The 24,308-nt window shown below is 49.9% G+C and carries 31 protein-coding genes and 2 pseudogenes; 18 read left to right on the top strand and 15 right to left on the bottom strand.

Annotation, left to right across the window (positions count from 1 at the left end):
* Positions 1-283 precede the first annotated feature (283 nt).
* From DWX62_RS08675 to DWX62_RS08605, 15 genes are all read left to right on the top strand, one after another.
* Complete coding sequence (locus tag DWX62_RS08675; protein WP_118686912.1) at positions 284-1,114, top strand: DUF4121 family protein; 831 nt, start codon at positions 284-286, stop codon at positions 1,112-1,114.
* 12 nt (positions 1,115-1,126) lie between these two features.
* Positions 1,127-2,068 (top strand): hypothetical protein, encoded by a 942-nt coding sequence (locus tag DWX62_RS08670; RefSeq protein ID WP_120172743.1) that lies wholly within the window; start codon positions 1,127-1,129, stop codon positions 2,066-2,068.
* 80 nt (positions 2,069-2,148) lie between these two features.
* Positions 2,149-5,151, top strand: a complete 3,003-nt coding sequence (locus tag DWX62_RS08665; RefSeq protein WP_120172742.1) for an N-6 DNA methylase — start codon at positions 2,149-2,151, stop codon at positions 5,149-5,151.
* An 11-nt stretch (positions 5,152-5,162) separates the two neighbouring features.
* Positions 5,163-5,372, top strand: a complete 210-nt coding sequence (locus DWX62_RS08660; RefSeq protein WP_225226238.1) for a hypothetical protein — start codon at positions 5,163-5,165, stop codon at positions 5,370-5,372.
* A 1-nt stretch (position 5,373) separates the two neighbouring features.
* A complete protein-coding gene (locus tag DWX62_RS08655; RefSeq protein ID WP_055300431.1) occupies positions 5,374-5,865 on the top strand; it encodes a hypothetical protein in 492 nt (163 codons plus the stop codon).
* Positions 5,866-5,877: 12 nt separating this feature from the next.
* Positions 5,878-6,192, top strand: a complete 315-nt coding sequence (locus tag DWX62_RS08650) for a hypothetical protein (RefSeq protein WP_005801751.1) — start codon at positions 5,878-5,880, stop codon at positions 6,190-6,192.
* Between the two features lie 12 nt (positions 6,193-6,204).
* Positions 6,205-6,492 (top strand): hypothetical protein, encoded by a 288-nt coding sequence (locus tag DWX62_RS08645; protein ID WP_055300433.1) that lies wholly within the window; start codon positions 6,205-6,207, stop codon positions 6,490-6,492.
* A gap of 84 nt (positions 6,493-6,576) precedes the next feature.
* The gene (locus DWX62_RS08640; RefSeq protein ID WP_118327891.1) at positions 6,577-7,509 is read left to right on the top strand and encodes a hypothetical protein; all 933 of its coding nucleotides are present in this window, start codon (positions 6,577-6,579) and stop codon (positions 7,507-7,509) included.
* Between the two features lie 31 nt (positions 7,510-7,540).
* Positions 7,541-8,029, top strand: a complete 489-nt coding sequence (locus tag DWX62_RS08635; RefSeq protein ID WP_120172741.1) for a DUF4313 domain-containing protein — start codon at positions 7,541-7,543, stop codon at positions 8,027-8,029.
* Between the two features lie 39 nt (positions 8,030-8,068).
* Positions 8,069-8,650: a hypothetical protein gene (locus tag DWX62_RS08630; RefSeq protein ID WP_120172740.1), complete on the top strand. Its 582-nt coding sequence runs from the start codon at positions 8,069-8,071 to the stop codon at positions 8,648-8,650.
* 13 nt (positions 8,651-8,663) lie between these two features.
* The gene (locus DWX62_RS08625; protein ID WP_029426912.1) at positions 8,664-8,894 is read left to right on the top strand and encodes a hypothetical protein; all 231 of its coding nucleotides are present in this window, start codon (positions 8,664-8,666) and stop codon (positions 8,892-8,894) included.
* Between the two features lie 10 nt (positions 8,895-8,904).
* Positions 8,905-9,501 (top strand): hypothetical protein, encoded by a 597-nt coding sequence (locus DWX62_RS08620; RefSeq protein WP_120172739.1) that lies wholly within the window; start codon positions 8,905-8,907, stop codon positions 9,499-9,501.
* 11 nt (positions 9,502-9,512) lie between these two features.
* Positions 9,513-9,722: a hypothetical protein gene (locus DWX62_RS08615; RefSeq protein WP_005801761.1), complete on the top strand. Its 210-nt coding sequence runs from the start codon at positions 9,513-9,515 to the stop codon at positions 9,720-9,722.
* Positions 9,723-9,732: 10 nt separating this feature from the next.
* The gene (locus DWX62_RS08610; protein WP_120172738.1) at positions 9,733-10,803 is read left to right on the top strand and encodes an LPD29 domain-containing protein; all 1,071 of its coding nucleotides are present in this window, start codon (positions 9,733-9,735) and stop codon (positions 10,801-10,803) included.
* Positions 10,800-11,117, top strand: a complete 318-nt coding sequence (locus tag DWX62_RS08605) for a hypothetical protein (protein ID WP_120172737.1) — start codon at positions 10,800-10,802, stop codon at positions 11,115-11,117. Before DWX62_RS08610 ends, DWX62_RS08605 begins: the two co-directional genes overlap by 4 nt.
* Positions 11,118-11,221: 104 nt before the next feature.
* On the opposite strand, the gene DWX62_RS08600 is transcribed toward DWX62_RS08605, so the two are convergent.
* Entirely contained in the window at positions 11,222-12,046 is an 825-nt protein-coding gene (locus DWX62_RS08600; RefSeq protein WP_243636258.1) for a bacteriophage abortive infection AbiH family protein, read from the bottom strand.
* A 68-nt stretch (positions 12,047-12,114) separates the two neighbouring features.
* On the bottom strand, positions 12,115-12,459 hold the full coding sequence (locus tag DWX62_RS08595; RefSeq protein ID WP_120172736.1) for a hypothetical protein: 345 nt from the start codon (positions 12,457-12,459) through the stop codon (positions 12,115-12,117).
* A gap of 335 nt (positions 12,460-12,794) precedes the next feature.
* On the opposite strand from DWX62_RS08595, the gene DWX62_RS08585 reads away from it, so the two are divergent.
* The 3 genes from DWX62_RS08585 to DWX62_RS08575 all read left to right on the top strand — a co-directional run bounded on the left by DWX62_RS08585 (position 12,795) and on the right by DWX62_RS08575 (position 15,232).
* Positions 12,795-13,085 (top strand): DUF4120 family protein, encoded by a 291-nt coding sequence (locus DWX62_RS08585; RefSeq protein WP_055172636.1) that lies wholly within the window; start codon positions 12,795-12,797, stop codon positions 13,083-13,085.
* 41 nt (positions 13,086-13,126) lie between these two features.
* Complete coding sequence (locus tag DWX62_RS08580) at positions 13,127-14,050, top strand: hypothetical protein (RefSeq protein WP_055172638.1); 924 nt, start codon at positions 13,127-13,129, stop codon at positions 14,048-14,050.
* 117 nt (positions 14,051-14,167) lie between these two features.
* Positions 14,168-15,232 (top strand): DUF1848 domain-containing protein, encoded by a 1,065-nt coding sequence (locus DWX62_RS08575; RefSeq protein ID WP_120172735.1) that lies wholly within the window; start codon positions 14,168-14,170, stop codon positions 15,230-15,232.
* 58 nt (positions 15,233-15,290) lie between these two features.
* Here the strand turns inward: DWX62_RS08575 and DWX62_RS08570 are convergent, their stop codons facing one another.
* From DWX62_RS08570 to DWX62_RS22240, 13 genes and pseudogenes are all read right to left on the bottom strand, one after another.
* Entirely contained in the window at positions 15,291-15,803 is a 513-nt protein-coding gene (locus DWX62_RS08570) for a hypothetical protein (RefSeq protein ID WP_057254222.1), read from the bottom strand.
* A 13-nt stretch (positions 15,804-15,816) separates the two neighbouring features.
* Complete coding sequence (locus DWX62_RS08565) at positions 15,817-16,308, bottom strand: DUF3872 domain-containing protein (RefSeq protein ID WP_243636259.1); 492 nt, start codon at positions 16,306-16,308, stop codon at positions 15,817-15,819.
* 45 nt (positions 16,309-16,353) lie between these two features.
* Positions 16,354-17,232, bottom strand: a complete 879-nt coding sequence (locus tag DWX62_RS08560) for a toprim domain-containing protein (protein ID WP_057254221.1) — start codon at positions 17,230-17,232, stop codon at positions 16,354-16,356.
* A gap of 6 nt (positions 17,233-17,238) precedes the next feature.
* The gene (locus DWX62_RS08555; RefSeq protein WP_120172762.1) at positions 17,239-17,811 is read right to left on the bottom strand and encodes a conjugal transfer protein TraO; all 573 of its coding nucleotides are present in this window, start codon (positions 17,809-17,811) and stop codon (positions 17,239-17,241) included.
* 2 nt (positions 17,812-17,813) lie between these two features.
* Positions 17,814-18,785 (bottom strand): conjugative transposon protein TraN, encoded by a 972-nt coding sequence (gene traN, locus DWX62_RS08550; RefSeq protein ID WP_032944397.1) that lies wholly within the window; start codon positions 18,783-18,785, stop codon positions 17,814-17,816.
* A 20-nt stretch (positions 18,786-18,805) separates the two neighbouring features.
* Positions 18,806-20,098 (bottom strand): conjugative transposon protein TraM, encoded by a 1,293-nt coding sequence (gene traM / locus DWX62_RS08545; RefSeq protein WP_120172734.1) that lies wholly within the window; start codon positions 20,096-20,098, stop codon positions 18,806-18,808.
* Between the two features lie 4 nt (positions 20,099-20,102).
* Positions 20,103-20,396: a TraL conjugative transposon family protein gene (locus tag DWX62_RS08540; protein WP_120172733.1), complete on the bottom strand. Its 294-nt coding sequence runs from the start codon at positions 20,394-20,396 to the stop codon at positions 20,103-20,105.
* Between the two features lie 12 nt (positions 20,397-20,408).
* Complete coding sequence (gene traK / locus DWX62_RS08535; protein ID WP_029426967.1) at positions 20,409-21,032, bottom strand: conjugative transposon protein TraK; 624 nt, start codon at positions 21,030-21,032, stop codon at positions 20,409-20,411.
* 20 nt (positions 21,033-21,052) lie between these two features.
* A complete protein-coding gene (gene traJ / locus DWX62_RS08530) occupies positions 21,053-22,057 on the bottom strand; it encodes a conjugative transposon protein TraJ (protein ID WP_032944415.1) in 1,005 nt (334 codons plus the stop codon).
* Between the two features lie 18 nt (positions 22,058-22,075).
* Positions 22,076-22,708, bottom strand: a complete 633-nt coding sequence (locus DWX62_RS08525) for a DUF4141 domain-containing protein (RefSeq protein WP_055172651.1) — start codon at positions 22,706-22,708, stop codon at positions 22,076-22,078.
* A 40-nt stretch (positions 22,709-22,748) separates the two neighbouring features.
* Complete coding sequence (locus DWX62_RS08520) at positions 22,749-23,363, bottom strand: hypothetical protein (RefSeq protein WP_118308768.1); 615 nt, start codon at positions 23,361-23,363, stop codon at positions 22,749-22,751.
* 33 nt (positions 23,364-23,396) lie between these two features.
* A pseudogene (locus DWX62_RS08515) lies at positions 23,397-23,822 on the bottom strand (conjugal transfer protein TraG); the annotation flags it as partial.
* Between the two features lie 107 nt (positions 23,823-23,929).
* Positions 23,930-24,308 (bottom strand): annotated as a pseudogene (locus DWX62_RS22240) (group II intron reverse transcriptase/maturase); the annotation flags it as partial.

Here is a 24,308-nt window from a genome sequence, read left to right as displayed (position 1 = left end):
TCTGAAAAGGCCATATAAACGGCTGCAATCTTACGGAATAAAAACATATCGGGAAAAACGAGCATACCGTAGCCGAGTCCCCATAACCACAGGCAAAGGTAATTCGTGTTCTTCCTGTACAAGCAAGGCCAAGCCCTTCGGGTTCGTGGAAAAAATCATCCTCGCCCCGGAGGGCTTGCGGTATTTTTTCCCGAAGCCTTGCATGTACGGAACACGACCTTTTAAAGCCTGTAGTTATGGGAACTCCGGCCCCAGAAGCCGGACTAACAAAAAATCAAATGTTATGTTACAGGCAACAAAGAACAAGTACACGGTGGAAACACTCAAACCACTGAACATTCTGTACGATCATGAACACCGGCTGACACAGCAGGACGTGGATATGGCCAACGGTTATGTGGAACTGATAGAAAGGACACGCTCTGAAAAGATTCCACAGGTCGGTGACAGACTCATCTATGTGGACAGATACGGGAAATATTACGGCAACGCCCTCATCGAGAAACGCAAAAATACGGACGGACTGATTTCCATCTGTGAAATCCCCTATATCCCTTTCATATGGGAAGAGTATGACGGTATCGGTTTAAGTGTCAGCGGAGGATCCTTCCACCATATTGACCCCCTCCAGTTGAAGTTCGTCAGATGGACGGAAGGGATATTCCAAGACTGGGGCAACTGCGGTGCGTGCGCCAACGGTGCCGTCGCATTCACGGCAAAAGTGCCGTTATGGTCCTATTCCGAACCTGACCCTCTCTACGGCGATTTCACCACTGAGACATGGAGACAGTATTATCTGACAAAAAACACGGGTCCGGACGCACGTAACCTGTACCAAGGCTTCGACAAGGCTTTCAGGACCGAAGAGGACTTCCTACAGTTCCTGAAGGACTATGAAGGGACCGTGTTCAAGGGCAACCAGGAAAACCATATCGTTCTCTGGTGTTTCCGTCATGAGAACCGGTTCCTGCCGCAGCACGAGTGGGACAAAATAGATGTCCAGGCCGTGGAACGGCGTCTCAACTTTTATCCCGAACAGGTCAAGCTGGTCAAGGACATGGACAGCCACATCACCTACTGTTACCGTATCAAACCCGAAATTGACAATCTCTAAAACAATACAGTTATGCAGACAACAGCAACAAGAACAGCAGGCAGCCACACTGACCTGCTCACAGGTATCCTGAACGTGCAAGTAAGGAACGAGGACAAGATTACAGAACAGGACAGGCAGTATTGCCAGCTCCAGCAGGACCAGCTCTACAAGACGCTTGACCGTATCGACCGTTGGTATGCCATCTTCAAGGAAGAAGCGGAACGGTACCGGGAAATCAAGAGCTTCAAGTATGAGGATAACGGTAAGGTCTCCATACGGAATTTCTATTTCAACAACAGCGGGGAGGATGACTATACCCACAACGAATTCAAACCGTTTGACCTCATCAACGAGCTTGCGGACAACAACTGCAATGCCAACGCGAATTTCGCGAATCGCATCATTTCCTATTTCAACAGGACCTACAATGTAGACGTACCCATTCCTGTAATCGACGAGAAGGCCATGCGCATGGGATTCCGTCCGGTCTACCAGACTTACGTGGACATGGTCATTGAACACCTCGGCGGAAAAAGTTTCCGTGAGACCGCAGAGGAAGAACTGCTGACCCGTTTCCTGAAAACGGTACAGCCTTCCCGCTGGAGCAAGGTGAAGCCCGAACTGAAAAAGGACAAGATAACTTTCCCTGACATCGTGTCCTGGGACAGCATCCATCTGGAATACCACCGGGAATATGAGTTCTCGTATGACTGCGGAAGGAAAGTGGACATTTTCTGCGAAGGTATCGCATACGGGGCAGATGACGTGATAAACGGTTCAAGCGGTATGGTCATCGGCCTTGACAGACGCGATGTGGATATAACCGAATGGTACAACCTCACCCTGAGCAACGCAGAACAGATCAAGTTCTACAAGAACGGACGCATCGACGTACGCTTCAAGAACAGCCAGGCCGCAGAGAACTGCTACAGAAGGCTGCGGCTGGATGAAATCACACTCAGAGAAGAGTGATTCATGAAATACTTATTCAGACACCCCGTAAGACATCCTTGCGGGGTGTCTTCGTTTCCAACCATTAAAAAAGAAAAGACATGTATGCCATCATACCCCAACAGATACCCCAGGACAGGCGTGCCGAGATCAACGAGAAAATCCTTTTCGCCATAGACTCCGGCAAGGACCTCGTTCCGAAGGAAAGCATCTACAACTGCTACACGGGAATCGGAGGACTGCACAACCTCAGGCAGTCGGATTTCACCAGCTACCATGAATACGCCGAGGCCAAGAAGGAATTCGAGATGGGACAGTTCTTCACCCCGCACGACATATGCCGGAGCATGGTGGAGACCCTTTCTCCGACATCGGCGGAAATGGTACTTGACATGTGCTGCGGCATGGGCAACTTCTTCAACCATCTGCCCAACCTGCACAATGCCTACGGATTCGACATTGACGGCAAGGCGGTGGCCGTTGCCAGATACCTCTACCCGGAAGCTCATATCGAGAAATGCGACATACAGCTGTACAATCCCGAACAGCGTTTCGACATCATTGTCGGAAATCCGCCCTTCAACCTGAAATTTGATTACAGGCTGTCGCAGGAATTCTACATGGACAAGGCCTATGACGTGCTCAACCCTGCCGGAATCCTGATGGTCATCGTCCCTCTCTCCTTCATGCAGAACGAGTTCTGGGAAAAGACACGCGTGGCGAAAATCAACTCGAATTTCTCCTTCATCGGCCAGACCAGGCTGGAACATTCAGCCTTCTCTACGGTGGGCGTGCAGAATTTCGCAACAAAAATCATGGTATTCCTCCGCCGTTCCCTCCATATTGAAATGCAGCCGTACAACGCGGAAGAGTTTGTCAGCATGGATGAGCTGAAGAAACGCATAGCCGAAGTGCGGAAAATGAAACACCGGCTGCGCCTCCAGCTGATGCGGGAGTGCAACCATATAGACAAAGAAGAGCTGGAACAGTTCGAGTACAGGCTTGCCAAATACATGTACGAGCTGAAAGCCCATGCCGTGCTGAACAGGCATGTCGAAAAGGCGGAGGCGCTGGTGTCCAAATTCCGCAACCAGAAACCGCCGGAAAATGCCACCCGGGAACAGATAAAGGAATGGGAACGCAAGAAGCTGACCACCGGCAAGGTTCTCGGAATCATCCGCAGGTACATCACCTCGCAGAACGTGGTGCAGCGCAAGGAAGTGGCATTGGTGAAGACATCCTACGGCTTCAAGCTGAAGCAATATGCCCCGCGTCTGCTTGACAAGGTCACGCACAAGGCCGCAGGCATCAACGACCTCATACTCGGAAGGGCCGAACTCCCGATGCCAGAAAACGTCACAGAAAAGAACATGCGGCAGATCCGTGCCGCCAGTAAACTGATACGGCGCAAACAGAGGCAATACGAGACCCAGAATCTCCAGTTTGCGGATATGCGGGAAGATGCCGGCCTGAAGGAATACCTGGACCGCACCACATTCATCAACAAGGACGGTGAAGTCTGCGAATTCACGGACTTGCAGAAACACGACCTGAACCTCGTGTTGCAGAAACGCTACGCCCTGCTGAACTGGCAGCAGGGTTCAGGCAAGACTGCCGCCGTCTATCACAGGGCGAAATACCTGCTCAAGTTCAGAAAGGCAAAGAACGTCATCATACTTGCCCCGGCCATCGCCACCAACATGACCTGGATACCGTTCCTTACCATAAACAAGGAACGCTTCCGTACAATACAGACCGCCGGCGACCTCAACAACATACCGGAAGGGACATTCCTTGTCGTCTCCACCTCCATGCTCCGGAAACTGAAAAGAGGACTGATGCGTTTCGTGAAACGCACTTCCGGCAAGCTGTGCCTTGTCTTCGACGAGTCGGACGAAATCACCAATCCCACATCGCAGCGTACAAGAAACATCCTGTGCATATTCAGGAGGCTCAGGTACAAGATCCTCGACACGGGAACAACCACCCGCAACAACATCGCGGAACTGTACAGCCAGTTCGAACTACTCTACAACAACTCCGTAAACATGATATGCTGGAGCCCGCAGGTCTACCACGAAAACAGGGACCACGAGATAGAGGAAGAGAACAACCCGGATTACGGAACACCGTTCCCCGCCTTCAGGGGGCATGTCCTTTTCCGTGCCTGCCACTGTCCGGGGAAAGCCACTGTATTCGGCATCGAGAAACAGAACCAGGACGTGTACAACAAGGACGAACTCTCCGAACTTATCGGCAAGACGGTCATCACGCGTAAATTCAGGGACTTCGCAGGAGAGAAATACCGGATACGGACACATACCGTCCGTCCCTCGGAAGGAGAACACGAGGTATACCGTGTCATCATCGAGGAATTCTGCCGCATCTGTGAGCTGTACTACAACAGCACGGGAGACACGAAAAAGGATGCAGGACTGAGACTCATGAGGCAGATCAAGCTGCTTATCAAAGCCTGTTCGGTACCTCACCTGATAGAGGGATACTACGGTGACAGTTATCCTTCCAAGACCCGCTATATTGAAAGGCTCATAAGGACAATACCGGGTAAGGTTACCATCGGATGTACCACATTGGCGGCCTTCGACCTCTACGAGAGCTATATCCGGGAATATTTTCCCGACAGACCTGTATTTGTGGTCAAGGGAGATGTAGCCTTCAAGAAACGACAGAGCATCGTGACCGAATTCGACTCCACCATCAACGGCATCCTGATATGCACACAGCAGAGCCTGAGCAGCTCCGTGAACATACCTACCTGCAACGACGTGATACTGGAATCCCTGCAGTGGAACATCCCCCGTATGGAACAGTTCTACTTCCGTTTCATCCGTCTCGATTCCAAAGAAATGAAGGATGTCCACTACGTCACCTACGAAGATTCGGTCGAACAGAACCTGATGGCACTGGTACTGACCAAGGAGCGTCTGAACGAATTCATCAAGACCGGTGAGGTCAAAGAACAGTCAGAAATCTTCGAGGAGTTCGACATCACGATGTCTGTCATCGACAGCCTGCTCATCCGCACGCAGGACAGTGAAGGCAAAATACACATCAGCTGGGGAAGCCAGCGCATAACAGAATAAATATGAACCGTATGAAGAAGACCGGGAGTTCCATTCCCACCGACAAAGGTAAGCCGCGTCCCCATCGGCTGAGCAAGGTCAGGCCGCAGGCGGTTTTCAGGAAAATCATCCTCGCGGAGCTGCGGTATTTTCCCGAAAAACCCTGCACAGCCGGGACACGGCACCTTGTCGAGGTCGGTGGAATGGAATCCCCGGCATCCACATACATAAAAGACAAGTAATATGGATCTGAACAATGCAGAGATTGCCGTGACCACACAGCATCTCATTGACATAAAGGATTACAGGGACTACTGGCTGCACCTGTCCGACTACAGCGACATGGGCGAGTTCCTGAGTGCCTGTTCCGACCTGTTTCCCGGGGAAAAGGAACCGGAATACCGGTATCCGAAATGGGAAAACATTCCGGACACACTGATCAGCCGTGAATGGCTCTGTCCCAACTTCTTCGAGATCAGGGATGCCCTTGAAAGGCTCGAAGAGGAAGAAACGGAGTTTTTCATAAGCTGGAGCAGAAGTTACGGATATGACATCACCACGGATGACCCGCACATGATGGTATCACACTACCATGACCTGTACGGGGATACCGTCACGGAAACGGAAGAAGACGCGGACACGGGAGAAGATGCCCTGATATACACGGGCGTATCAAGCTACTACTGCGACATGCTTCCCTTCCGATACGAGATATTTGATGACAATTATGACTAAAAGACAAAAGATATGGAAATCAACTTCAAAGGACCTGTAATGCCTATCGACCCATACTCGCAGCTGGCATTCGTGGAAATACTGAACATACTACTGACGGCGGGACACATCGTGGACGTGAACCGCTTCCTCATAAGCAGGAATGTCAATCCGCAGTTCGGCTCACTGTCAGGCTATTTCAGATGGTCGTTCGCCGGAGACCATTTTACCCTCTGGCAACGCACGGACTACAATTCAACGCTATGTTTTAACCACAGGATACTCGATCTGCCTTTCGGTGTCCTGGCAGCAAAAGACAGCGGGAAAGACAAGGAAACGGCAAACTGAAAATGAAACGATATGGAAACTACGATAAAAATACCCAACCGGGAAATCGCGCTCGCGGCATTTGACAGGCTCCGCCGGGAAAAAAGGAAGGATGCCGCACTGAGGCTGGCCGGGTGTATGCTCAGAGGGACATACATATCCCTCGGCATCGGTGATACCGACTGGGAAATAGACACCGCACTGCACAAATGCGGCGGTGAGCCTAAAACCGGATACGGTCATATGGCACATTTCCACTTCGACGGCGAGACGGAAATGGAAACAGAGAAATATGAAAGGCTCAAGGAAGAGAACGAATGACAAGGGAGCGGCCGAAAGGTCGCTCTTCTCATTTATAAACGACATGTACGGGAAACAGAATCCTGCCGTACACAGGTAACAGAAATGGAAGAACAGGAAAGACTGACAATGGAATTCGTGAAATCGCTCATGGACAAGTCCTACACGCTGGTATGGGTGGACTACAACGACAATCTCGACAACTGCCGTGACACCATCCAGAAGTGTCTGGAAGAAAGGAGCTGTGAAAGTCTGTGGGAGAAAGTGGACGAATGGTACGGTGACGCCGAATGGGAAGCTGTCCGTGAAATCGTCTCAAAGCTGAAGGATGAATGTATCCGTTTCCATGATTTCGGGGAAGAGGAAGTGGACAAGTTCTTTCAAGAACACGAAGACGAAATCAGGGAAGAAATCTATGACAGAAACGACTCTGACACGCTGAAAGAACTTCTCAAAAACACGGATGACATCCCCGTGCGTGTCGAGATGCTGTCAAACTACGACTGCATCAATTCCAACTGGCTGGAATCGCAGGAAGGATACCGGTACAAGGAATCCTATTTCGGGGATATGATAGACGCGCTGAACCTCAATCCAGCCAAAGTGAAGAAAATGCTGGTGGAGAAAGGCTACACGGTATATGGCCGGTTCCCTGACAAAAAATACAGGGACGGCAAGGAACAGGTATCCTATGAACAGTTCTATCAGGAACTCATCAACTCCTGCTGCGGTGCCAACCTGCTGACCTATATCGGCAAGGTAAGCCTGCAGGAACTTTATGATGCCGGATTCTCGCTTGGGGAAGTCATTATTCCCAAAGGCAACTGCTGCGGCATCTTCAGCTCCATGTACGGCGGCGGAAGCCTCCTGGAAATGGAACTCCTGAAAGATGTCAGACTGAAACTGGAAGTCAGGGACTATCACGGATTCCGCTTCCGTCTTGACAGCGAGAACTCAAAATATGAATGCTCCATCAAGCATGTGTACGGGGTATGCGATTCCTTCTTCGGAGAAAAGATAGGTCTTGTCGCTTCATAAATCAAGTATGGTCACTTAAAGATATCAAATCATGGAAAAGAAATATGCAATCATCCTATTCAAGGGAAAAGAATACCTGTGCGGACACGAAGACGGCTGCCATTACGATGTGTCCTGCCCGGTGAGGACATTCACTGAAGGAGAAGACGACTTCAAAATTCAGGAATCCGGAAAAGACCGTTCAGAAAAGACATTCCGATATCATGGAAAGGAATTCAGGCTTGTCACCGGCTTCTACCCGAACGGATGGCCGGTTCTGAGTCTGGAATCACCGGACAACGGGGAACTATACACGGTGCTTACCGTCAATCTGGAAGACTCCCCGGCATTCGGGATTCCCGACCAGGCATTCATTGACATAAACAACAATCCGGAAGCGATGGAATTCCTCATAAGGAACAGCCTTGCCGAAGATACGGGATACAGACGCAAAAGCGGATGGGTGGAATACCCGATGGCAAGGCTGAACCTGGCTGAACTGTACCGGTTGTCACCGGAATCGTTCGAGAACAAGGAATAAGAATCAACAACAGAAATCATTAACCAAATCATAGGAGTTATGGCAAAATACGATGTAAGAGTAAGGTACGCCTTCGAGGGTACCTACAAGGTCGTTGCGGAAGACCGCGACGAGGCGGAAAGAATTGTAACGGAAGACTGCGGCCTGATACTGGGCGGCAACATCCACACTACCCGCGATGATGACGAGGTGACAGACTGGAGATTCAGCTCTCACCCCGACATGCAGATCCTTTCTTTCAGGGAACGGGTTGGCAAAGGCAAGGTCAGATACACATCCATGTGTTTCAGCGACAGGATTGAAGAACTGCGGAAGGACATAATCGAGGCCATCAGACAACTGCTCGATGCGCATGGCATGAAAGAAATCTCATTCAGTGACAGCAATGACGATCCGGTATGGGTCATCTGGTTCGGGAAAAACGGCGATCCGTATGAATGCCGGGTAACGAAACTTAAAGTTACGGAGGATAGTATGACAGTAATCGCATTGGAGAAGGAAAGCGGGGACGAAGTGGCCTGCTACACTCCCTACGACCTTGGAGCCAGCAACATTGATTGGCTCAATCAAATGTACGAAGCAGTAAGGCTTCAACTTGAAAATATAAACGGAAACTCTTGAAATAAAAGACGATATGGCAACAAAAATCAACATGGACAGGCATATTCGGGAAGGATGGACTGTCGGAGCGTTCATCAGGGAGCTGGCCCCGCAGGTGGAAATGATCATGAGCGGGCAAAGCTGGAGGGAACCTTTCAGAAACAAACAGGAACTGGCGGACTGGTGCAGGGACAACCAGCCCTATTACAAGAAAAGGATACCTGAAGTGAACAGCTATTTTGCAAGAATGTATAACCTCAAATAAGAACAACATTATGAAATATCAAGCGGAAAATGCAGTCTCCAGCTTCTTCTACTATATGTGGAATGCCTGGTGCGAGGAAGAGTGCAGGACAGTATTCAAGGAAATGCACCCACATTTCTGGGAAAAATGGTCTCTGATGACGGACAAGGGAATATTCGGAGCCGCCGAACGGTTCTATGCGGAACTGACGGACCGTTACAGGGAAAAGCTGGTGGAACGGGCCGTCAGCCTGTATGACGGCAAAGCCAGACGCAAACACCCGGACGATTCCGAAATCAAGGTGTGCAATGATTGCGGTTCAACGGAGATTGAAATCCAGGCATGGGTGGATGTAAACACGAATGAATACCACAGTGACGTGGACGATGACATCTGGTGTTCCCGGTGTGAGGACAATGTGGAGACCTGCTCCAAACAATCCTTTCTGGAAAAGATGCAGGAATGGTGGAAATCCAACAGCACCGATAACCTTGAATACCTGGCCGGATTCAAGACATCCGATTTCCCTTCAGCCAATTCCGGACAGACATTCGTCGAGGCCGCCGACGAATGGTGGAACGGCAAAAACTATGACGAGAAGAGGAACATATACCTGACAAACAATTAAAGACAACGGCTATGGCACGGAACATCATTGACCTGATCTGCAACTCATGCAGTTGCGGCAAGGAAGAGGCACAGGAATACCTGGACGACGAGATAAGAAACCTGCAGGAACTTCAGGAAGACAACGACCTGAGAAGCGAAGACTTCGAAATCGCGTGCAGCAACCTCGGACTCGACCAGGACTGGCAGATATATTTCATCAACCGTCTTGCGGGACTTTAATATCTACACTATGACTTATTTTCAGAACATACACTCACTGGCGGAGCTGAAAAAAGAATACCGCCGTCTGGCAATGCTTCACCACCCGGACAAGGGTGGTGACACTGCCCTCATGCAGCAGGTGAATACCGAATTCGGAAAGCTGTTCGAGGTCTGGAAAGACAAGCCTTGCGTTTCCACAACCCCGACAGGCTACGAACACGACTTTCAGGATGCCACCGCAAAGGAATACACCGAATACGTGTACAATGAATACCGCTGGAAAGGGCGCAACTACAACGGGCAGTCCGCGCCGGAAATCACGGAACTGGTCAGGGCATGGCTCAAGGAGACCTATCCGAGATACACCTTCTCGGTCCGCAGGGACGGATACAACTCAATCCTTATCCGGCTGATGAAAGCGGACTTCGAGGCTTTCACCAGAGAATCCGGCAAGGTACAGGGAGACATCAACCACTACAACATCCAGGCATCGGACAGTCTGACCGACCGGGCCAAGGAGGTGATGACAAATGTCAGGGACTTTGTCATGTCGTACAACTTTGATGAAAGCGACCCCATGACAGACTATTTCCACACCAACTTCTACCTAACGCTCGGAATTGGCAGCTACAGACAGCCGTACCGGATGGAACTGCCGAAGATTACGGGAAAAGACAGTCCTGAAGTGTTCCGCCATCCCGAAGGACCTGCACACAAGGCTATGCGCCAGGCACTGGGCAAGGCCCGGTTCGGCTTCATCGAGAGCCGGAGACATATCGGGGAAATGATACTCGGGGAAGACTTTTACGGCTCACAGGGCGAACATTATTTCTGGCCCAAGGAGTATTCAAGCGCGAAGACGGCACAGAAACGCATCGGAAAACTGGAGGCAGCCGGAATGCGCTGCGAACTGACTGGCTGCAACAGCGGATACATACGTCTGCTCGGATATACTCCGGAGATGGAAAGCAGTCTGGAACGGGAAAGGCAGGAATATGCCACGGCATACCGGAAGTGGGTGTCAGAACACGGCATATCCCCAAATACGGGAACAGTACACCAGAACATTTCAAATCCAATCAGACAGATACAATTATGACAAACAGGGAAATCATCAGAGAACTGAAACGCCGCGGCTACAGCCGGGTAGACATTGATACGGACAGTAGAGCCGCAAAGACTTTCTACACCTACCGTGGCGGGCTTCATATCAACGGTACGGGAAACCTGTCATTCCATATCGTACCGCCACAGGACAGTCTCGGACTGGGACGGTTTGCAATATGCGCCACCCGTAACGGGGAAAGCTCACAGCTGGGGACAGACGATGCCCCGTTCTTTTTCGGACGGCTGCTTGCCTTCCTCAAAGGTGAGAGAAAAGAGAAAGAGATAATAGATGAAATTGTATTATAAGATAAAGGTTTCTGTTTTATAAATGAAACAGAAACCTTTATCTTACCACAAGAACTTTTTAACATTTTTCAAATCATGTGCCTTTATAAAAGAGGCTATGTGAATCAAATCATTTTCTCATGATATGATATTATCCAAGGCTTATTTTTTCCAATTTGCTTAACAATCTCGCTCATGTAAGGCCAATCAATTTCATAAAACGAATGACCATAAACGATAACCCGTTCTATATTAGACAGACCTTTGAAAAAATCCTGATTTACATTTATAATATATTCACAATCCTTTACTAACTCATTCATCCATGCAATTATTTTACTCCACGTATCTTGAACAAAAGGATATTGCCCTTCATCATTATATACCTCATCCGTATCTCTTGGATTATCATGACCAATAATATAATTTTTCTCAGAAAGACGAGAACCATGGATGTGTAAAATGTTTGATTGTGAAATCCCATATATTTTTTCTAAAGTTTCTGTATAGTTGAATGTCAGAAATTTACTACATGATGGTAAATCACGGATTTTATCTCCTACAGTTATATCAATACTATCCACCCAATCGGTAAAAGCCTCAATAAATTCATCCAATACAGGTCTAAATATCCAATCAGGAGAATCTTCTATTGCAGCAATTGAACGTGTAGGATGATCATAATCAAACTCTTCATTCGGTTTGCAAAATTCAAGAATACTATCTTCATCATATTCGCCAAGAGCTTTTTCAATGTCCCCCCATACATCCCGTTTATTACTAAAAAAAATGTCCATAAGGTTGATTAACTGATGTCTTTTATTCAATATCAGCCATTGCTTAAAATTATAATAACTTGATTTGATACCACTGGCGAGATCAAACCCATTACCTATAACAAAAAGTGTATTCTGATCAACTCGTTCTAATTCAGGGAATAAACTATGCATATATAAAATACTTGTATCGTTTTTTTGCTAAAAATCAATTTTTAATAAACTCAATGATATAACATACATTATAGTTTTCTATTCAGTACCATCGCTAAGGGATAGATAAACTGGTTATAGACCTTGAGCTTCTTCAGATTCAGCACATACCCTGCATAGGGATTGGTACAATCCGAATAGAAAAACACGTCGGTAAAACCCGCATGTTCCTTTATGATTTCACCTTCCAGGGGAATCTCGTCCACATCAAACTCTTCCAGAGGCAGTTCCTCCAGGCGGGCATGTTCCCCATTGCCCAACACATTGAGGTTACGGTTGAACAGCACATATCCCCACTTACTGTAATCCACACGCATACCATACGGACGCTCCACAAGGAAAGCATCCGCAGCTTTCTTTATATAATCTTCCATGATTTTTCAAATTAGGATTTGCAAAAATACACCATTCCTTTGTCAAAGACGAACAAATCAATGGGTTTCTCACCGATATGCCTGCAAGAAAATACAACGACACATAACCTGTATATTTTATTTCCCTCCCTGCAAAGGTAGTCCCGTGTCCAACGTACCCGGACAAGGTCAGGCCCCTATGGGGTTGGCTGAAAGAAAATCATCCTCGCCGATGGCTGCGGTATTTTCTTTCGCCAAACCTTGCGAGTACGGCCACGGGACAGTCAGGCAGGCGAAAAATAAAAAATACCGGCTCCCGGAGCCGGACGTGTTTAACAGATAAAATACAATGAATCATGAAAATCCTGAATGAAGAACATTTCCAGAATGTAAAACGCTATGCCGAATCCATCGGTGACACATCACTCCAGAACTGTCTGGACAGACTGAAAAAATGGGAGGAAAATCCAGACCATCCAAGCGAAATCTCGCTCTACTATGACCATGCCCCGTACTCGTTCGGCTTCACGCAACGCTATCCCGACGGAAGCATCGGCATCGTAGGCGGTCTGCTCTATCACGGAATACCCGACCAATCCTTTGCCGTGACACTTGAACCGTTCCACGGATGGCAGATACATACCTAAAAACAGACAATCATAGTATTAACTTTATAAAATTCAAGATTATGGAAGCAATGGCAGTATTGGAAAAACAACAGCAGTTTGATTTTCAGAACAACGGAATCGAAGTAATGAACTTCGAGACTCTCCAGCGTACCTACAAGGAGAATGACATCTACGGCAAGCCTGTCCAGGGCATCTATCACTACCAGGTCCTGCAGCGTATGATGGACATTTGCGAGAAGTACAACCTCGATTACGAGGTGGAAGAAATCTTTGCGGCACAGAACAGGAACAAGACACAGCCGGGGGTGAGCATTCTCCCTCAGGTGGAACAGACACTTGGTGAAAAAGCAGTGGAAGCCCACATCCTCCGACGAATCTTCGCTACCATCCGGATCAAGGACTGGGAAACGGACGAGCTGACAACTACGCTGGTCGTCGCCTACCATCAGGATGGCATACAGGCAGCCATAGGCCCGTGCGTGAAAGTATGCCATAACCAGTGTATCCTCTCGCCGGAAAGAAGCATCTGCAATTACGGAAAGAACAAGGTGACAACGGAAGGGGTATTCGAGACGGTGGACGGATGGCTGGCCAACTTCGAGGTGAACATGAACGAGGACATCGCAAGGATTCAGCGACTGAAACGCAGAATCGTCTCACTGGAGGAAGTGTATATGTATATAGGGCTACTGACAGCATTGCGTGTCTCCCATGACAGTTCGGACAGGAACCTGTCATCCTCTGTGGAAACCTACCCGCTTAACCAGAGCCAGATTTCCATCTTCACGGAAGAGGTGCTGAAACTGGTCCGCGAAAAGGGACAGGTTACCGCTTGGGACTTGTATAATGTAGCGACTGAGATATATAAGCCGGGCAGAACGGATTTCCCGGCACTGATTCCGCAGAACGGAGCAATGGCGGAACTCCTGCTTTCCCGTCTGCCCTCAGAGGTGGAAATACAGGATGCCGTTCTGGTAGGCTGAACGGCTACAGAATGAAATATTCATATTATTTTTGCATAGAAACAAACCAATGACATATCAACAACCCGGACAGGCGTTCATAACCGACGCCTGTCTTTACTATATAATCTTAACAATATGACTTGGAAAAAAGCAAATATCATCATAGACGGCCGGAAGATGGAAATCCCGGCCCCCGACATCATATCGGCAAGCCGCAGCACGGACATCCCGGCATTCTATGCGGACTGGTTCTTCCATCGGCTCGAAACCGGCTATTCCGTGTGGAACAACCCGTTCAACGGAAAAAAGAGCTATATCTCTTACCGGAATACAAGATTCATAGTGTTCTGGTCGAAAAACCCCAAACCTCTTCTTCCTTATCTGCCGATCCTGAAAGAAAGAGGTATCGGCTGCTATATCCAGTTCACTTTGAATGATTATGAGGAAGACGGACTGGAAACCGGTGTCCCTCCGCTGACAGAACGTATTGAAACATTCAGGACTCTTTCCGATATATTGGGTAAAGAAGCCGTAATATGGCGGTTCGATCCGCTGATACTCACAGACAACATATCCGTGGATACTCTGATTGAAAAGATCGAACGTGTAGGAACGGAGATACACAATTGTACGGAAAAGCTGGTTTTCAGTTTTGCAGACATAGGCTCGTACAAAAAGGTCAAGGCCAACATGACAGACAGCGGAATCCCGTATCATGAATGGAATAAAGAAAAAATGGAGGAACTTGCCGGAAAACTGACGGTACTGAACCGTAACAGAGGATGGAATCTGGAGCTGGCTACCTGCGGCGAAAATCTGGATCTTGGCAAATACAGGATATCCCGTAACCGCTGCATCGACGGTGACCTGATAGCACGTTTGGCATGGAAAGACAAGGAGTTGATGTCCGCATTGGGAGTCACCATACAGAAAATGCCGTCTTCTGCCTTTTACGACATGAATGACCTTCCTTACGGTGCCGTGCTTCTACCTGGGAACAAATACTTCGTCAGCAATCACAAAAAGGATCCGGGACAACGTGCCTCATGCGGATGTATGGCAGCCAAGGATATCGGGGAATACAATACCTGCCCCCATCTCTGCGAATACTGCTATGCAAATTCAAGCAAAAAAACGGCAATCATGAACTGGGAAATGCACCGGCAGAACCCTATGGCGGAAACGATAACCGGAAAGTAGAACAACAGACGAGGAAGAAACTGACAGTCAAAAGACTGAAAGATTCTTCCTCGTTTTTTTATTCCTCGAAGAGCAGCATATATTCCACCTTCCTTCTCCGTTCAATGCTCGGAACGACCTTACCTTTGTAACACCGGAAAGAAACATACTCCTTATAGATATTCCTGTCACCTGCCTCCAGCTTCTTCAACAATTTGCTTTTGGGCATTTTGCCGTAACCTTTCAGACGGTATGCCCCCACATTATAGCTCAAAACAGCGGCGATCAATGAATCACGTCCCAGATAACTGAACATACGGCACAGCTTGCGTAAATCCGCTCTCAGGATTGAATCACCCTGTTCTTTTGTAATGTCATTGGTCAGCCTTTCCCCAGGAAGGACCTTATGCCCGTACCCGACATAAGGCCAGTGTCTTTTTTCTCCATGCCAGCCCTCGAACCGCTTGATGCACTCGACCGCAAGGCTGAACCTGTCCTGTTTCTCCTTTACCGGATTCTCCGCCCGCAACGGCATGCTCCCGAAGCAGGCAATGGCAAAAAACGCCGCAAACAATCTTGCTCTTATTCCCATAGGCAGGTCAGGTTCATTGTGATACGATGACGACAGGCAGTTCCTTGCCGCCGGAAGTAACCACGGTATCCTCGTCCTCTGTTTTATTGTTGAAATCGAAGGTCAGCTGGAAAAGCTGTGCCGGCTCGCTGTTGTCCTCAAAATAGATGTCAATGCTCTGCTGGTCCTCACACTCGGAGGTGTAATAAAGGCGGAACACTTCCCTGTCCAGAGGATAACGGTCGTTGGGCAGCAACACCATCCCGTCGTCCATGCGCAGCTTGCCTTCACCGTCCGGCTGGAAATAACGGATGGTATATCGGGCGTCGGAGAACCGTCCTTCACGTTTCAGTTCACAGCGGATTTCCACGGTTTCACCCTTCACAATACGTGTGGGAACCGGCATCGTCTCCACCGTAAAGGGATAGGACTGCTGCACGTCAAGGTCATCGCTGCACGAGGTCAGCATACCAAAGGTCAGGCCCATCAGGGCGCATACAAGGGCATACAGCCCTTTCTTGTTCATAATAGGTTTCATATTCATTTCCTGTTTTAACGGTTTATAAAAAAATTACTGTTCAGGCGGAAAATTACTTTCCAGGTATTCGTTCAGGTCCTTGCATCCGGCATACAGGTCGGAACAGTCGTCAATCCTGTCACCGTAGCGTTTCCGGAGGACGGCCAGCGTCCTTCTTCCGGCATCGTCATTGTCCAGGTAGCACCGGATCTTCCCGTAATTGTCCAGATAAGGGAACGAGCGTTCAAGCAGGGACACCGAATTGAGGACCAGATAATCCTCACCGCGGCTGATGCCGAGTACCTTCCATGAAAGAAAGTCGATGAAGCCCTCAAAAAGGTTGCAGGTAAGCGAGCCGCCCCCGATAAGGGAAATGTCCTTGGGCGGCAGACACCATTTCATGAACCTGGTCCGAAGCTCATAGCCTCCGCCCATATTCCTGAAACCGACGGCGAAATACCGCTTGCCGTACAGACGGAACCGTATTTCCTCGCACTCCGCACGGGCGATTTCCTCTGGAATACCGCGTCCCTTCAGATAGCCGAGCAGTGCATTACAACGTAAGGGACCGCAAACCACCTCCTCAAAGCGGGAAGACTCCTTGCGCTTTTCTGTCCTGACACTTCTCTTTTCTCTTTTCTGTCCGGCATATTCAGGTATTGTGCCTCCATAAACTCCGGCGATGAACCTCGCCTGTGCCATGAAGCCGTCACTTTCTGAAATTTCCCCCGCAAGGGTGAAGATGTCGCCCCCATGTCCGGTACCGAAGTCATGCCATACACCCTTACGGGTATTCACATGGAACGAAGGTGTCCTTTCCTCACGGCACGGGGAGAGATACCAGCATTCGTCGCCGTGCCTTCTGACGGGCTCATGTCCCAGACGGGACAGGAATTCCTCAATGGGAATGCCTCTTATCATTTCTATATCCATAGGCGTCTAATTGAAGATGAAACGGACTCCAAGCCCGAACTGTGTCGTGAACTTTCCCAAAGAACTGCCCCATAGCACTCGTTCGCGCACATGGGCAAGCAGCACGATACGGTCCGTCACATAGCTTTCCAGCTCCAGCGTCAGGGCTCCGCCATAGACGAAGGCATCCCGGTGGGAAAGCATGGAACCGTCATACAGAACCTTTTCTCCCCAGTTCAATGTCTCATATCCCACCAGGGCAGAACCGCCGACAGAAAGGAAGAATATCTTCGCCGGGTCGGACAGGAACTTTAAGTAATAGCCGCCCTCGGCAGTAAACTGGGCCCGTGGAACGAAGGTCCCGCGATAGCCGTAGTTCTTCAGCAGATATTCCACGCCAGCCACCCAATGGTTGGCCCTTTTCGTATATCCCGACACGGCAAAGCCCGTGTACCAGTCAACCGGTGATTTCAGGTTTCCGGCAAAGCCTCCCCTGAGTTCCACGCCCTTCATTCCCGGAAGGTAACGCTGGGCGTATGCCTGCCCCGATGACAGGGCAAGCGATACGCATACGGCAAAAAGAAACAAATACTTCTTCATGGTCATTTCACTTTAAGTTCATTGATCACCCTCGCTCTCACGATGTCCTCACTCTCCACGGTGAAGGTCTGGTGACGGCCTCCGCTCTTCTCGTGCATCTCCACCACCAGCATCTTGTCGGCGGGAATAGTGAACTTGTCAAAGACAAAGACAGTACGCTCATCCTTCTTTCCGGCGACAGCCGTGGCATAGTTGTAGGCACGCAGTGGAAATATCACCTGCTCCTGGATAGCCGTACGCTTGAGTACCTTCTTGTCCACAATCTTGAACGTCACGAAATCCACCTCATAAGGCACATTCGACGTGTTCTTCACCTGGGTGTGGAAATAGAGCAGCCCGTTATGGGTATAGAGCCCGCGCAGCAGGTACTGGATGCCGAACGCCTTGCTCCCGATATGCTTGATATGACGTCTGTTATCCTTGTGGATGGCCTTGGATATAAGGTGTACCAGCTTGGGCGACTCGCTGCCGAGTTCCTTCAGGTAGATGTCAAGGGCATTGTTCGGGCGGTTCACCTCGCTGCCGTCATGAACAAAATCGGCCATCTCGATGTTGAGCAGCAGAGGCTCATCGGCATACTTCACATTGAAGGTGTAGAAACTTCCGCTTTCGGTAATCACCGACATGTTGGTCTCCTCACGGAAGTTCTTTCTGGTAGCCTTTACCCTGATTACATTCTCTGAACCGTCCGCCTTGCCCGCAATCAGATTCGGAGAACCGAGATCCACGTAACGGACAGCCGAGGGAAAGATGATATGGGTCGTCTTGTCATACGTCACTTCCAGACCGTAAGGCGGAATCATCCGGTCAAAGGTGAGCTTTCTGGACAGCCCGTGATAGAGGTCGCCGTCCTCCTGCTGCGGATAGATATCCGCCTTCAGGGTCAAATCATTTACGGCCGTGGTATCAGCCGACTGTGCATGTGCACTTGCAACGCCGCCTGCGAGGGCAAGCATCAAAAGAATCTTTTTCATGTCTTTACTGTTTTAATGGGTTATTGATTGTTGTTCTGATAAAGCATCAGTCCGTAGCCTGATTTGAGGTGTACCTTCTCCTCGCGCATCTTTTTGGAGATGTACTGCGACACGCCCTGTATGGCCCCTCGTCCAAGCTCGGAGAGAAGCTGGTCGCCTGCCGACTGGTTGGTGATGGAGATGGTCGTGCCGAGATTCTGTCCCATGTTGGCGGCCACTTCCCTTACCGCATTCGCTTCCGTCGAACCGGGAATGAATATCCCGGCCTGTCCGTCACTGTCCAGCACGGTCAGTTCCACGGGAATGACATTGCCGTCATATTCGACCTGCAGGATTTCAATGCCAAGCCGCTCGCCCTGGATACGTCCCTCACCGGTCAGCAGGGTATTGCGGGGAAGCACATATCTTCCCACACGCATGGCCTCCAGCAGCCTGAGACGCACGCTTTGTCCGCTGATAATGGTCTGGTCGCCATGCACGCAGGCCCGTATGGTATTCCTCGCCATCTGTGTCCCGGCACTGCCCACAGCCGTATGGAAGCCGATATCAGCACCGGAAAGCAGCCTCGCGAACTGTACCGAATCGGTAAGAGGCTGAGGAAGGGACGACACGACCGGAGAGGACACCAGCCCGACGGGAACGGCTTTCGCCTTCCTCTCCCTTGAGGGACTTTCCGTCTCCTGACTGTCCGTTGTTCCCGTGCTGCCGCCCGAAGGCATATATTTGGCGGCAAGTTCATAGGACTTCTCCAGCAGAGCCACCTGTTCCTCGTAGCTCGGTCCGGCCGTCTGCGCTGCGGCAGCCTGTCTGAGCTGTTCCACCTCTGCTTTCAGGGCTTCCTTTTCCGGGTCTTCCTCAGGACTCTCGTAAAAACTGCCGAGAGTGGCGTTGATGTCGTTGTAAGCCGAGGCTGAAGAGGCGAAGGCTCCCGTCCTGCCGTTTCCTCCTGAATTGTACGCACGGCTTTCATTTTCACTTGCAATGTCCTGCGCCGGTTCTGTCTTCGGGACATTATCCTGTCTGTGTCCATCGGTCAGGGCGGAGAAGTCGGCCAGCGTACGCTTCTTCTCCTCCTGCCGGCGAATCATGTCTGCCTGCTCATAGGCAGCCATCTTGTCCGCCTCTATACCCGTACCTTTCGGATCGGGAAGTTCGGCATTGAAGCCCGTCTTCCTTTCCGCCTCCTGCCTGTCTTTTTCGGACGGGGCGAAAATTAGCCACATGCACCCGAGGAACAGCAGGAACATGCCTGTGAAAACCAGATATTTCCTGATTTTCTGCTTCTGTTTCAATTTTTCTGCATCTGTACTCATAATCTTACTTGTTGAACTGGTTAAAAAACTCTTCCATCTCACGGACTTTCATATCGGAGAGGGTATCCGCAGGCGCAAAGTCGGGAACCTCAAGCGGGGTTATCCTGATGATGTTCTGCCGGGCATCCTCCCGTCCGATGTCATAAATCGCACGGAAAATCATGTAGAAATTCACCAGCGCGAAAAGGGAAACCATCACGATGACGGCGATTGCCCTCTGACGGGGTGTGAGTCTGTCACAAAGGCCGCGCAGCCTGCCCCCGATACATTCCTTGAACTTTACATACATTTTTCTCATACATACATTGTTTTATCTGTCATACATTCTGATATCCCTGTTCTCCAGTACATGGAACCCTTCCAGGATGAACCCGTGCGGATTGTTGTCACTGCGGGTGGAATTCCGCAACCTGCCATGCGTGACAAGGCTGCGTTCCGTCACGCTCTTCTCACGGATAATGAAAAGGCGTGCGTATGTCATGACATCATACGGATAGGTGTTGAAGTCGCATTTCACGCTGTCTATCTCGATACGCTGGCTGACATTACCCGAAATTATTCTATTGTAATAACCCTGTTCGGCCAGATCCCCGTAATGGGAATAGGCGGAACGGTCACTCAGGAACATGGCACGCTGCACGTTCCCCTCGATGGCACTCTTGTCAGGGGCCAGCGTGAAGAACAGCTCATGGAAACGTCTGACATGTTCCCTTGCCTCTACGGGACGGTTCTGCTCCAGGTCCTGCGAGAGGGCGAGCATGAGCGACTTCCCCTCATCCAGCACATAGATCTTCTGGCGCTGGGCTTCGGCAAAACTGTATGCCTTCCACACGGAATAGCCCACAAGCAGGGTGCAGACACCCAGATAGACTATTCCGAACAGGCGCAGATGCCGGAAGCTGGTCTCGATATTTTTCAATGATTTGAATTCCATTCTTATTCGTTTTATGATTGTTACTTGATTAGTCTTCCGGCCACATTTCCTACAGTAGCACCTGCGGCACCGCCCACAATGGAGCCTGTCTTGGAAGCAGCCTGATTCACGTTCTTGCCGTAATTTCCTGCACCTCCACCGGCCTGAACAATCCAGTTGGCCACGGTCGGAATCGTGAAATACCCGATGATGCCGATAATCAGGAACGTGATGTACACGGCATTGGAACTGTCCGGAATGAAGTTGGGGTCGGACAGCTGCTCGATGTCCCTCTGAAGCATCAGGGTCTGTATGCGTGCCAGCACGCTGCTGAAAAGATCAGAGACGGGCAGCCACAGATAGATGCTGATATAGCGGACAAACCATTGGCTCAGCGAGGCCTGAAAGCCGTCCCAGCACGAAATGGCAAAGGAAATCGGTCCGAGAATGGAAAGGACAATCAGAAAGAATGTCCTTAGCGTGTCCACCACAAGCGCGGCCGCATTGAACATCAGTTCCAGCAGCTCACGGAAAAAATTCTGCACGGACTTCTTCATGTTGTACATGGCACGGTCCACATACATACCGCAAGCCTCGATAGCGTCCAGAGCTCCCAGTTCATCCAGTTTGTTGTCAAAAGCCTCCTTGTCCACCAGGTAGGCCGTCTCGGGATTCCTCCGCATTGCCTCAATCTCCAGCTTGTCCTTCTGCTGCCGATACTCATTCATGTCAAAGGTCTGCGTCTCCAGAATCCTGTGCGTTCCGGTCACGACGGGTGACAAAATGCTGTTGAGCGTACCCAGCACGATGGTCGGAAAAAACATGATGCAGATACCCAGAGCAAACGGACGCAGCAAAGGGAACACGTCAATAGGTTCGGCCCTGGCCAGTGACTGCCAGACACGATACGCCACATAAAAGAGGGCTCCCAATCCGGCAAGGCCCTTGGCCACGCCGGTCATCTGCGAACAGAGCGGCATCATGTCCGTGTACAGACTTTGCAGGATCTGGTGCAGATTGTCAAAATTCACAGCCAACAATACCATAAGCAATCCTCCCTGAAATTACCAGTAGCGTTCGTTGGGTGAACCGTACAGAGCCATCACACGGTCAAGATCATTCTGTTTCTTGGCACGCAGGTACGACACACCGATGTTCTTGTTGGTATAGTACTGCACCAGACTGCGGTATTGCAGCATGTCGGTATAACAGCGGTCGATGATGTCCATACGTTCCTTGTCGTTCATCGAAAGGCCGTTCTCGTTGACCACCGTCTTCAGGTCCGTCAGCAGATTGGCACTCTCCTCCAGCAGCTTCGTGTAGCCAAGGGCGATGGCACTCAGTTCCTCAGGGGTGAAATAAGGGTCACTGAGCATACGCTCATAACTGGTCACATAGATTTCCGTGATGTCGCCGACCATCAGGATGGTCTGCTGCACCTTGCGGGCATCGCGTACCAGATTCTTGACCTTCCTAAGGCCATCATAATACTCCTTGCCCTGCTTGTAAATCTTGACCGTCTCCTGAAAATTGTTGAGCATGTTGCCAGCCGTCGAGGACGTGTGGACGATGTTCTTGGCGGCATTGATGATGCCCTGGGCAAGATTCCCGGGATCGGTCACTACCCATTGGGCGTGTGCCCTGCCTGCCGAAAGGAGGCAGATACAGCATAAGGCTGTCAGAATTCTTTTCTTCATGTCGTTAATCTTTAATGGTTGATAAATCTTTTCCGTTAGTTCAGAGTCCCATCTTGCGGCCTTTCGGCTTAGGACGGACGTTGATGTGCGGTTTTCTCCGCAGTGTTGTTTCCGAGGAGACCGTGCGGGCAGGCCTGATATTCCTGAAGAACTCGTCCGCATAGGGACGTCTGCCGGTCATCCTGACAAATCGGGCATCCAGTTCCCGGTAAGCCTTCTCCGCCTGTTTCCGTATCACATCCTCCGGACTGCTCCTGTCAATGCCGTATTTCACGAGAAAATCCGGACGGATATGTATCGGGTCATGTACGGAACCCGGCGAGGCGGCAATACTGCCCAGCCTCTCCAGTTCCCCGTTCAGCTTGTCAAGGTATTCAGCCGGAGGACGGGGACACACACTTTCAAAAATCTTCTCCACCGCGTGTGTCAGTCTTGCATCCACCTCCAGAATGTCGGGTACTTCCCCCGTCTGCCTCTTCCGCAGGTATTCGTCAGGAGCCATCCCTTCAAGCTGATGGAACAGACGGTAATCCTCCGTGAGTCCGTAATACTCCTGTATGGAAAGAGGAATATTCCAGCCCTGCATCAGGGACCAGTAGAGGGATGACACGACCTCACGGCGTTTGCTTTCATTAGATTCCAGATCGCTATACATAGATTCAGAAGTTTAATGGGTTGATAAATGATTTCACTTTTTCCTCTTGCTCTCGGCCAGCTGCTTGATTGCCAGCTCGATATTGCCACCCAGCTTCCGGGTAAGCCGCATTACTTCAAGCTTTTCCGTTTCCTCGGTCGTATAGGTGTAGTACTCTTCCGGCGAGACCTCGGTGGCATAGACCGCCGACTGTGTTCCGCCAAGACCTATCCACACTTCCTTGTACTTGCGGGACGGGCTGTTGGCCATGTTGATGGAGAGAATCTGGGCACGTTCCTTATCGGTCAAACCCAGCAGGGACTGGATTTCATCGAACTTGTTGACATACTTCCTCTGGTCCAACAAAATCTTGCAGTCGCTGTTGTTGATGATGGTTCCCTTGACGATGGGTGACGAAATGATGTCTTCCACCTCTTGGGTAACGACAACAGCCTCTCCGAAAAACTTTCGGACGGTCTTGAGTAGGCTAAGCACCCGGCGCCTTATCATATTTCTATGGCAGGTTTCCAAATGCTCGCCTCCGAACCGGACTTACACCTCTCAGCGTATCCGGCTCTCCACTAATTTCAGTCTATCTTTCCGTCATGTATCTTCTTATGACAACTCCTGCACACTGCAATCGTCTTGCGTTTGCGGGCAATCATGTGTCGTTCCCAGCTTTCCTTTCCCTGCAAGTTCTTTAGCTTCCTTACATGGTGCATAACAAGGTCGTCTGTCGTTCCACATAGTTCACACTCACGGGCTTTCAGCCTTTCAACAAGACTTGTCCGTCCCGCAGTATAAATTGTTCGTGGCATAGTGTCACATTCCGATTTATAGGTGGGTTTCTTTCGTTTGAAGCCACCATCGTAAAAGAATCTTTCCTTTACACCTGTTTTAGTCATGTGTTTTATGATAAACCTACCGTTCTTACGATATTTTTTGTTTACCTCACGTGTACGGCAT

It is taken from the genome of Bacteroides sp. AF20-13LB, from assembly GCF_003603065.1.
Lineage (GTDB): Bacteria > Bacteroidota > Bacteroidia > Bacteroidales > Bacteroidaceae > Bacteroides > Bacteroides uniformis.
Note: the sequence above shows the minus strand (reverse complement) of the source record. Positions and strands in the feature narration are given on the sequence as shown.

Coding starts and splice junctions, on each gene's coding strand:
- DWX62_RS08565 (WP_243636259.1), bottom strand. CDS start 16,308: ATGAACAAGAAAGGGCTGTATGCCCTTGTATGCGCCCTGATGGGCCTG.
- DWX62_RS08665 (WP_120172742.1), top strand. CDS start 2,149: ATGTATGCCATCATACCCCAACAGATACCCCAGGACAGGCGTGCCGAG.
- traK (WP_029426967.1), bottom strand. CDS start 21,032: ATGGAATTCAAATCATTGAAAAATATCGAGACCAGCTTCCGGCATCTG.
- DWX62_RS08575 (WP_120172735.1), top strand. CDS start 14,168: ATGACTTGGAAAAAAGCAAATATCATCATAGACGGCCGGAAGATGGAA.
- DWX62_RS08525 (WP_055172651.1), bottom strand. CDS start 22,708: ATGAAGAAAAGAATTCTGACAGCCTTATGCTGTATCTGCCTCCTTTCG.
- DWX62_RS08605 (WP_120172737.1), top strand. CDS start 10,800: ATGACAAACAGGGAAATCATCAGAGAACTGAAACGCCGCGGCTACAGC.
- DWX62_RS08540 (WP_120172733.1), bottom strand. CDS start 20,396: ATGAGAAAAATGTATGTAAAGTTCAAGGAATGTATCGGGGGCAGGCTG.
- DWX62_RS08560 (WP_057254221.1), bottom strand. CDS start 17,232: ATGGATATAGAAATGATAAGAGGCATTCCCATTGAGGAATTCCTGTCC.
- DWX62_RS08555 (WP_120172762.1), bottom strand. CDS start 17,811: ATGAAGAAGTATTTGTTTCTTTTTGCCGTATGCGTATCGCTTGCCCTG.
- DWX62_RS08645 (WP_055300433.1), top strand. CDS start 6,205: ATGGAAACTACGATAAAAATACCCAACCGGGAAATCGCGCTCGCGGCA.
- DWX62_RS08620 (WP_120172739.1), top strand. CDS start 8,905: ATGAAATATCAAGCGGAAAATGCAGTCTCCAGCTTCTTCTACTATATG.
- DWX62_RS08580 (WP_055172638.1), top strand. CDS start 13,127: ATGGAAGCAATGGCAGTATTGGAAAAACAACAGCAGTTTGATTTTCAG.
- traJ (WP_032944415.1), bottom strand. CDS start 22,057: ATGGTATTGTTGGCTGTGAATTTTGACAATCTGCACCAGATCCTGCAA.
- DWX62_RS08650 (WP_005801751.1), top strand. CDS start 5,878: ATGGAAATCAACTTCAAAGGACCTGTAATGCCTATCGACCCATACTCG.
- DWX62_RS08570 (WP_057254222.1), bottom strand. CDS start 15,803: ATGGGAATAAGAGCAAGATTGTTTGCGGCGTTTTTTGCCATTGCCTGC.
- traM (WP_120172734.1), bottom strand. CDS start 20,098: ATGAGTACAGATGCAGAAAAATTGAAACAGAAGCAGAAAATCAGGAAA.
- DWX62_RS08595 (WP_120172736.1), bottom strand. CDS start 12,459: ATGGAAGATTATATAAAGAAAGCTGCGGATGCTTTCCTTGTGGAGCGT.
- DWX62_RS08675 (WP_118686912.1), top strand. CDS start 284: ATGTTACAGGCAACAAAGAACAAGTACACGGTGGAAACACTCAAACCA.
- DWX62_RS08655 (WP_055300431.1), top strand. CDS start 5,374: ATGGATCTGAACAATGCAGAGATTGCCGTGACCACACAGCATCTCATT.
- DWX62_RS08610 (WP_120172738.1), top strand. CDS start 9,733: ATGACTTATTTTCAGAACATACACTCACTGGCGGAGCTGAAAAAAGAA.
- DWX62_RS08635 (WP_120172741.1), top strand. CDS start 7,541: ATGGAAAAGAAATATGCAATCATCCTATTCAAGGGAAAAGAATACCTG.
- DWX62_RS08630 (WP_120172740.1), top strand. CDS start 8,069: ATGGCAAAATACGATGTAAGAGTAAGGTACGCCTTCGAGGGTACCTAC.
- DWX62_RS08670 (WP_120172743.1), top strand. CDS start 1,127: ATGCAGACAACAGCAACAAGAACAGCAGGCAGCCACACTGACCTGCTC.
- traN (WP_032944397.1), bottom strand. CDS start 18,785: ATGAAAAAGATTCTTTTGATGCTTGCCCTCGCAGGCGGCGTTGCAAGT.
- DWX62_RS08585 (WP_055172636.1), top strand. CDS start 12,795: ATGAAAATCCTGAATGAAGAACATTTCCAGAATGTAAAACGCTATGCC.
- DWX62_RS08640 (WP_118327891.1), top strand. CDS start 6,577: ATGGAAGAACAGGAAAGACTGACAATGGAATTCGTGAAATCGCTCATG.
- DWX62_RS08600 (WP_243636258.1), bottom strand. CDS start 12,046: ATGCATAGTTTATTCCCTGAATTAGAACGAGTTGATCAGAATACACTT.
- DWX62_RS08660 (WP_225226238.1), top strand. CDS start 5,163: ATGAAGAAGACCGGGAGTTCCATTCCCACCGACAAAGGTAAGCCGCGT.
- DWX62_RS08520 (WP_118308768.1), bottom strand. CDS start 23,363: ATGTATAGCGATCTGGAATCTAATGAAAGCAAACGCCGTGAGGTCGTG.
- DWX62_RS08615 (WP_005801761.1), top strand. CDS start 9,513: ATGGCACGGAACATCATTGACCTGATCTGCAACTCATGCAGTTGCGGC.
- DWX62_RS08625 (WP_029426912.1), top strand. CDS start 8,664: ATGGCAACAAAAATCAACATGGACAGGCATATTCGGGAAGGATGGACT.